3 protein-coding genes are annotated in these 1,851 nt (G+C 49.1%); all 3 read left to right on the top strand.

Annotated features, from left to right (window positions below; translation table 11 throughout):
• Positions 1–105 precede the first annotated feature (105 nt).
• Positions 106–636 (top strand): YcjF family protein, encoded by a 531-nt coding sequence (locus BEN30_RS02965; RefSeq protein WP_069956927.1) that lies wholly within the window; start codon positions 106–108, stop codon positions 634–636.
• A gap of 66 nt (positions 637–702) precedes the next feature.
• Complete coding sequence (locus BEN30_RS18535) at positions 703–876, top strand: hypothetical protein (RefSeq protein ID WP_170826939.1); 174 nt, start codon at positions 703–705, stop codon at positions 874–876.
• A gap of 90 nt (positions 877–966) precedes the next feature.
• Positions 967–1,842, top strand: a complete 876-nt coding sequence (locus tag BEN30_RS02960) for a prohibitin family protein (RefSeq protein WP_069956860.1) — start codon at positions 967–969, stop codon at positions 1,840–1,842.
• The last annotated feature ends 9 nt before the right edge of the window (positions 1,843–1,851 follow it).

Here is a 1,851-nt window from a genome sequence, read left to right as displayed (position 1 = left end):
ATGGGGCTAAAGCGTTTAGACCTTGAAAAACAAACAAATTTTCTTTAGCATCTTGAAACTGTTGTTTCAGATTTAATCGAGATTTATCAAAGATAGGGGATGGCCATGTCAACGGAAGCTGTTGCGGAAGCTGTAGAAGTGCAAGACTCTGAAAATAAAGCCGAAGTTGCGATGGATATCGTGAAAAGGAATATGCTCTGGTCAGCGGGTGCCGGAATTCTGCCGATCCCGTTGGTTGAGTTTGTTGCCATTACGGGCGTTCAGGTCAAGTTGATCAAAGAACTTTCCGAGCATTACGATGTTCCCTTCCGTAAAGATCTTGCAAAATCGAGCGTTATCGCCTTGCTGGGTAGTTTGGGCAGCGTGACCATCGGTAAGGTTTTGGCAACCAGCTCCTTGCGGGCGATCCCTGTGGTTGGACCTTTGGTTGCCGCTTTGTCGCTGCCAGCCATTTCCGCTGGGGTGTCGTATGCGATCGGTCGCGTTTTCATCTCTCACTACGAAATGGGCGGGACGTTGTTGGACTTTGATCCCAGCGAAGTTCGGGATTACTTTAAGTCGATGTTCGATGAAGGGGTGAAAAAGGCCTCCAATATGGGCGCAGCTGGCGGCAAAGGGAAAGCGGCCAACGCTTAATTGTCTGAACAAGGCTCTGACAAGCCGTTTAATCACCTTAATTCAAGCTAAGGGTTCTGCGTTCAGATGATCCAGTTGTTTATCTTGTACTTTATCGCTGCGGTGTTTGTCAGCTATATCGGTCGCAATAGCCGTTTGGGCTTTTGGGGCGTTTTGGTGGTGAGCTTTTTTATTACCCCTGTTCTGACCCTCATCATCCTGATCCTCTTTGGCCGGACGCGGGCGCTTCGCAGTGAGTGACGGACAAGTTAAACCTGCCCCTGGTAATGGTGAAGCGACCGCAAGCTGGGTAGCTGCGGTCGGCATTTCCCGTTGGAGTGTGACCCCATCATGAATCAGACGAGCGACTCATTAGCAAACAACGCAGGTGACAACGAAGGTAAATCGCCGGTCTTGGCTGTGTTGCGCCAATTTCGGACGGGCATCGTCCTTGCCATACTGACGCTTTTGTTTTTGGTCGTGCTGTTCTGGCAGACGATCCTCGTCTTCAATCATGCCGGCGAACAAGGGGTTTATTGGAGCCGGTTTTTTGGCGGGACGTCTCCCCGGATACTCGGTGAGGGGGCTCACTTGAAACTCCCTTGGGACGAAATTTTTATTTATGATGTACGCCTCTCGGCCATACATGAGGAGACCATGCTGCTCACCAAGGACGGCATGGAATTGGATATCGAATGGTCGGTTCGCTATCGCCCGATCCCTGAGGACCTACCGTTCCTTCATCAAAGAATAGGGCCCGATTACGCGCAAAAAGTTGTTGTCCCGGGTATCATTTCCTCGCTGCGTCAGGTTTTGGGCAATTATACGGCAGAAGAAATTTATGCCTATGATGAACAGGCCCTTCTGGCAGAGATGGAGGCTCTGATTGATAAACACTTCTTGGTCTATCCGGTCTCGATTAAAAACCTTCTTATCATTCGCATCAAATTGCCCGATAAGATGTCTGCTGGGATCGTTGATAAATTGCTCTACAAGCAACAAATGCTTGCCTACGATTTTCGTTTGAAAGCCGCTGAGTTGGAAAAGTCACGGTTAATCATCGAAGCGGAGGGGGTGAAACAGTTTGAAACAATCAGCAACGTTTCCATCCTCAAATGGCGTGGTATTGATGCGACCGTTCAGATCGCCAAATCGCCAAATTCGAAAATCGTTGTCATCGGCACCAACTCTCAGAGCTTACCGTTACTGCTGAACACAGATAAATAGTGCTGGGTT

It is taken from the genome of Magnetovibrio blakemorei, from assembly GCF_001746755.1.
Taxonomy (GTDB): domain Bacteria; phylum Pseudomonadota; class Alphaproteobacteria; order Rhodospirillales; family Magnetovibrionaceae; genus Magnetovibrio; species Magnetovibrio blakemorei.
Note: the sequence above shows the minus strand (reverse complement) of the source record. Positions and strands in the feature narration are given on the sequence as shown.